We start from the raw sequence: 5,526 nt of genomic DNA, 5'->3' as shown, positions 1-5,526 counted from the left end.
GAATATGATTACTTAGTTATTGATTATACAAAAAAATATTTTGTATGGAACTCAAGGACGACTTTTATACCGAATCGCAGCGCTTATTGGCCCATGGCGGCCTACCCTTTTGTAAGACCTTTTGTTCCATTCTGTCTTGTGGTCCTGGCCCGCGGCGGAACGGATAGCCTGATTTTGCTGGGTTAGCCGCCTGCCGATGAGGGGGCGTTATGAGACAAAAAGCCTTTATCTCGCGTTTCCTCCCGTTGGTTAGGATCGAAGACTTGGCAGATTCGCGGGTCTGGGAGTAAATTCGCTGGATGGTTTGTAAACACAAGGCATTGCGATGATACAGAAAACGCGATGCCCCGATTCCTGTCTAGCTTTCGCGGGCATTCAGGAGATCGGGGCACGGTGTCCGACCAGGGACTGGGGAGAGTATAGCAACTGCTACTCCTCGCACCTAGCCCCCCGGTCCCGTCAGACAGCAGACGCGAGCACCGGAGGGCAGCATGGCCTCCAAGCGTAATCGCGATGTTTTCCCGGGCGGCTGGCTTGTTCCGCATGAGCATCTCCAGCAGTACATTGCGGATTACATACGCGACAAACCAAAAGACGGCGAGAAATACCGGCGAGAATGGCTTTCCCAGCACTTGGGTAAGGGCAAAACGGCCGCCCGCAAGCATAAGCACAAGACCCAATCCACTAAGCAACTAGCCACCGATCTGGCGGATACCCCAGAGACCCTACGCCCGTGGCTTGAACACCTACCCAATCGACCCTATTGCAGCGATGACCTTAGCGAAGGCCTTTGTATTCGATCTACAAAGCAGGCCTTGGCCTACCGATACATCCAGCACAACCCACCAACACAGGTCTGGAATATCGTGCTGGACGTGGACCACTGTATCGACCTGCAAAGCCCTGTGGAGCCGATCCCGAACGCCATAGCGATCAATCCGAAAAACGGCCACGGCCACCTGTTCTATTTCCTCAAGGCAGGCGTTACCCGCACCCAGGCAGGCCGACAGGCTCCCTTGCAGCTTCTGGCAGCCGTAGAGCGCGGGTTATGCGTCAAGATGGATGCTGATCCCCAATATGTCGGCTTGGTGAGCAAGAACCTGGTCAATGCCGACTGGCTTGTTCATTCCTACCATGATCGACTCTGGACCCTTGGCGAACTGGCGGAGCACCTGAACCTCGATGCGGCCAATACCCGGCGCTATGTCCCAAAAAGCCCGGAAGAAGCCTTCCAAACTGGCAGGAATGTCTACCTTTTCGAGGTGGCACGAAAATGGGCCTACAGCGAGATTAGGGACTATTGGGCACCAAATGGCTTGCCTCGATGGCAGGATGCGATTTTGGGGCATTTACGGGCCATTAACAGGCAATTTCACGCGCCCCTCTATGAATCGGAACTTAGGGCGATTGCCAAGAGCATTGCCAAGTGGACTTGGCGGCACATTACGCCCGCAGGTCTGCAAGATCTGATCGAACGCACCCACACGCCAGAGGTACAGGCCGAGAGAGGCAGGAGGGCCACTAATCAGGCAGATGCGGGGCGACGTGGGGGATTGGCAGCGACCAATCAGGTAGAGGCCGGGATTGCCAGCGGCAAAGCCCGCAGGCTAACCAGAGAGCAGGCCCGTGCTACCGCAAGGCTCTTGCGGGCGCAGGGATACACGCAGGAAGAGATCGCGGCAGAGCTTGGAGTGCCCAGAAGGACGATTGGGTTCTGGCTCTCAGATGATTTGTAGGGTTTGGCAATGAACGAGCGGCCTATATCAGATAACAGCGCTTTTGGACGAATGAATAAACCATAAAAACTAAATCAGGCTGGCCGAGACCTAGCGAGCGGAGCGAGCGCAGGGCGCAGGGCAGCGCCCAAGGCCGAAGGCCGCGGGAGTATGACGGCGTGAATGACAAGGTTGTTAGGGTTGGCACGGATGGGGTGGGGGGAGGGGTTCGCTGTTTTCGAAAATCGGGTCGTTGGCTGCTACCTCCTGCCATTGCCTTTGTATCCGTCGGCGTTGCCGCTCTGCGCGGGTAGGCTTCGGATTCTCGATGCGGGCCAGGATCGCTGGCGGAGTACGATCGGCGGCTTCGAACAAAGCTGTAAGCGCCAGCTTGTATTCATACAGTGTGTTGTTTGTTCGGCCCTTCTTTTTGAGATCAGCAAAGAAAGTTTCAATCTGTTTTTTTCCAATTTGCCCAAGGCTATAGCACCCTAGCGGCTCGCAGAACCGTGCAAAAGCCCGCCACATACCCTTGTGGCGGCGGCGGTAGCTCTTTCCGCCATGCCGGCAATAGACACGCGCTAGATCGTCGATCTCTCGCAGTAGTCTGGTCATCGTGCGCTCCCGACGTAAGCGGCGACAACGTCTGTCCGTCCATGGCCGAGTTCCGTTGCGATTTGCGCTCGCGCCTGATAGTCGGCGGCTTTGTCTGCCAATCTTCTACCAGCTATAACAGGGGCATGATATCCAGTAATTTCTCGGTATCTCTGGCAAGCGTACGCTGCTCGCAGCGAGTGCAGCGACTGCCCGGTTTCTCTTTTGAGGGCGGCGCTCACACGATCGATCGTGGGTCGAAAATCTTTGTAAGACATATTGGCGGGGATCATTGAGCGGTCCTTTCCTTGAATCCTAGCTGCGGCGTTTATTGTGTCGATTTGCCTCTGATTAGTGATGGGCACGATCCGCACACGCCCCCCTTTCGTACCCGTTGAAATCGTAATTCGGCCAGATTTAGCCTCTTTTTGTGCTGTTTTAGCATCGAAAAGACACGCCTCTTTTTTCCTAAGCCCAAAATCCCGCGCCAAATCTATCAAAATTTTTTCACGGTCATCAGTCAGGCTATTTTTTGCTCTTATCAGCGGCTCACGATCAAGTATCGGCGCTTTTGTACGCACATAAGAGCGGCGCGGTGCGCCAATATCTGATGGTTTTATTGATTTCCACTCAGGATTAGCTTGCTTCATTACAGTGTTAATAGCCGCAATATAATTTTTAATCGTAGCCGCGCTATGCCCTTGTTTTACAAGATTCTTTACAAAATTATTTACCAATTCTTTGTCAATTCGCTCCATTCGACCAACCCCATTTTGTTTTGCAAAAGGCGCAAAGCCTCCTTCCCATGAGCGGGAATATGTAGCTATAGACGAGTAAGATAGGCCAGATTGCGGCCTTTGCAGCCATAAACGGCCTGCTGTACCAAGATCACGGGTTCCGATGCCGTAATTCCTTGACATAATTACACCTCCTTGGAAAAAATTTTTTGTTTCAGCACACTCAAAAAGAATGTGCTGAAACAAAAAGCCGACGTCTAATAGACCGCCGGCTTTTTGATCGAAATGGCTATTAGCCATATATTTGTATCATCGGAATATAGTTATAAGTGCCCGTATTTATCTAAGGTTATATGCGAATAATACAACGTTCGTGCAATATTTGTATTTTTTTAATCTTAGATGTTGATAAAGTGCGGTAATATACTTTTTTATTTTTCAAACACGATCTTTCTAATCAATAATTCTGTTGATTAACAACTGTCCCGATACTCCCCATGGCCGCATCATTGGGCACAAGAAGATTTGCTAGGCAATTTTTCGAGTATCGGGCTTTCTCCCTGACCCTGCGACCATGGTAAGTGTTGCATGCACGCCTGCCTATGTTGCCTATACATAGACTGTTGGGGGCGGCCACTCCACGGGAGAAAAGCAGCATTTTTTAGTCGCATCTGCTTGGCGAACAGTTTTTATCCCTGGCTGGACTATACAAGGGACAATTTCCGCGCTTGCGATTTGTGGGTCAGTCGTGCCGTGTCCTGGGCACCGCAAGCGGGGTGTGGCGGGTGATTCTGCATGATACCCGCATTGATCCGATATGGCTTCTAGCCGAAAAAGTATAGCAATATTAGATAGTTATTTGGATGTTCCCCTGCCTGTCTCTTTCGCTCGCTACGCTCGCAAAAGAGACAGGCTGCCGATATCGGCGCTCCTGGCTATCGCAGTCGCGCCCGTACTTATGGCATATTCCTAGTGACGCTCCCGGCCTTCGGCGGTCGCGTCTCTATTATCCGCAATAAATGCTAACTCTGCATTATTGCGATATATTAACGTATGCGAAAATACCAAGTTACAAGCATCTTGCCTTATTCACACCTACGGGCTGGTGGTATTATTTCGGCGTGTGCTTAACGCACTGTGGCTATTATCGCTGTTGTTTTCAAGTATCTAGAAAATATCAGTTGATCGCTGCTATTCGCTGCGATATTGGTAGCTGAAAAAAGGCAAAATCTTGGTCGATTTTCGCGCACGTCAGACGTGGCGGTCAGGGAAGGATTTAGCCGGGGCCGGCGGCGGTTTATCGTCGATGACGAATGGCGGTACAGTTCTTTTATCCTATACCTACGCTGTGAGTGCTGCAAGAGCTACCTGCGTAGCTCTCTTTGGGCCCCAAAATGCCAAGTAAAACGCCGACAAAGCATCGTCGGCGTTTTTCGTTGCTGCTTACGGCCTTTTTGGACGCTTCAACTTCCCGCCTTTTTCGCGTAGGCCTCCAATTGGGCTTTGCTCAGGCCGGTGATCTGTTCGATTTGTTCCTGGCTAAGGGAATTGCCGGGCGTGATGACACCACGGAACTGTGGTCTGTCTGCGCTTAAAAAAGTATCTTCGCCATTGGAGTAGTTATCCAGTGACTTCCCTTCCTGAAGTCGCTTCATATCCTTGGCAACGAATACGCCCAGACCAACAGGTAGGCGGCGGCAATAATCCCAGGAAGGCGCAAACCAGTATGCGCCTCTGTATCCGCCAAAATCCCATACCTTAACCAGGAATGGAGGGGCAACTTGTCCGGTTTGCGGGTTTTCCACGCTGGTGTCGGCGTAGAGATGCCCAACTGTCCAACCCTCACCTGACACAAAATGCCAATTCTTTACCGCTACGTTCACCTTGTATGCCGGTTTGGTACCGTCGCCAAGGTGATAATGCTGGAACGCAGCCAGGAGTTCGGCGCGGATCAGCTTCAGGTAATACTTCCCGGGCAACGGGTGATCCCACGCTGGTTTGTTCATCTTCGGGTTCGCCAAAGTAACAGAGCCGACCTCGAAGGCATGGCCCTTATAGTTTTGCTGCACATAGCTGGTCTGCCGCAGCGGATTGCTACCAGGGATATTCAAGTTGGCCGCGCAGCCGCTCAACATTGCGACGGCGGTGATGATGCCCAAGGTGGCACAGAATTTCCGATTTTGCTTTTTCATCGCTCCATTTCCTCTTCTGGTGGATCTGCGATTTTAATGCGAATGTAAAACCACTAGGGAGCCTGCCATTTTTCCGGCCATGGGACTTTTTGCATCATTCCGTCTCGCGATCCTGTTCCGCCTGACTTTCTTTCTCCATCTTCATTCGCTCCCTTCTTTTCTTACGTCTTTCAAGTTCCTTTTGTGCGCGAGCTTTATCTTCATCGCGGATCTCGCCAACAGGGTTTCCGTGTATGTCAAAACGTTGAGTTTTTTCGATAATGCTCTCTAGATACTCATCTCTTATTG

At 51.5% G+C, this 5,526-nt stretch carries 6 protein-coding genes; 2 read left to right on the top strand and 4 right to left on the bottom strand.

The window, feature by feature from the left end; translation table 11 throughout:
* Positions 1–186, top strand: a 186-nt coding sequence (locus tag RTI30_RS12110; protein WP_312283860.1) for a hypothetical protein, incomplete at its 5' end; no start/stop codon positions are given.
* A 305-nt stretch (positions 187–491) separates the two neighbouring features.
* Positions 492–1,736, top strand: coding sequence for a replication initiation protein (locus tag RTI30_RS12105; protein WP_312283859.1), 1,245 nt, complete (start codon positions 492–494; stop codon positions 1,734–1,736).
* Between the two features lie 174 nt (positions 1,737–1,910).
* On the opposite strand, the gene RTI30_RS12100 is transcribed toward RTI30_RS12105, so the two are convergent.
* The 4 genes from RTI30_RS12100 to RTI30_RS12085 form a co-directional block, all read right to left on the bottom strand.
* Positions 1,911–2,330 carry a hypothetical protein gene (locus RTI30_RS12100; RefSeq protein WP_312283858.1) on the bottom strand — a complete coding sequence of 140 codons (420 nt, stop codon included), beginning with the start codon at positions 2,328–2,330 and terminating at the stop codon, positions 1,911–1,913.
* A complete protein-coding gene (locus RTI30_RS12095; RefSeq protein WP_312283857.1) occupies positions 2,327–3,346 on the bottom strand; it encodes an integrase domain-containing protein in 1,020 nt (339 codons plus the stop codon). Before RTI30_RS12095 ends, RTI30_RS12100 begins: the two co-directional genes overlap by 4 nt.
* A 1,163-nt stretch (positions 3,347–4,509) precedes the next feature.
* Positions 4,510–5,238: a hypothetical protein gene (locus tag RTI30_RS12090; RefSeq protein WP_312283856.1), complete on the bottom strand. Its 729-nt coding sequence runs from the start codon at positions 5,236–5,238 to the stop codon at positions 4,510–4,512.
* 94 nt (positions 5,239–5,332) lie between these two features.
* The coding region (locus RTI30_RS12085) for a ProQ/FINO family protein (RefSeq protein ID WP_312283855.1) at positions 5,333–5,526 on the bottom strand (194 nt) is incomplete at its 5' end.

Origin of the sequence: Candidatus Igneacidithiobacillus taiwanensis (assembly GCF_031962545.1) — a bacterium.
Classification (GTDB): Bacteria; Pseudomonadota; Gammaproteobacteria; order Acidithiobacillales; family Acidithiobacillaceae; genus Igneacidithiobacillus; species Igneacidithiobacillus taiwanensis.
This window is presented reverse-complemented; position numbering and strand designations above follow the sequence as displayed.

What these genes read in the sequence shown, in the direction of transcription:
- RTI30_RS12105 (WP_312283859.1), top strand. Translation starts at nt 492, where the DNA reads ATGGCCTCCAAGCGTAATCGCGATGTTTTCCCGGGCGGCTGGCTTGTT.
- RTI30_RS12100 (WP_312283858.1), bottom strand. Translation starts at nt 2,330, where the DNA reads ATGACCAGACTACTGCGAGAGATCGACGATCTAGCGCGTGTCTATTGC.
- RTI30_RS12095 (WP_312283857.1), bottom strand. Translation starts at nt 3,346, where the DNA reads ATGGCTAATAGCCATTTCGATCAAAAAGCCGGCGGTCTATTAGACGTC.
- RTI30_RS12090 (WP_312283856.1), bottom strand. Translation starts at nt 5,238, where the DNA reads ATGAAAAAGCAAAATCGGAAATTCTGTGCCACCTTGGGCATCATCACC.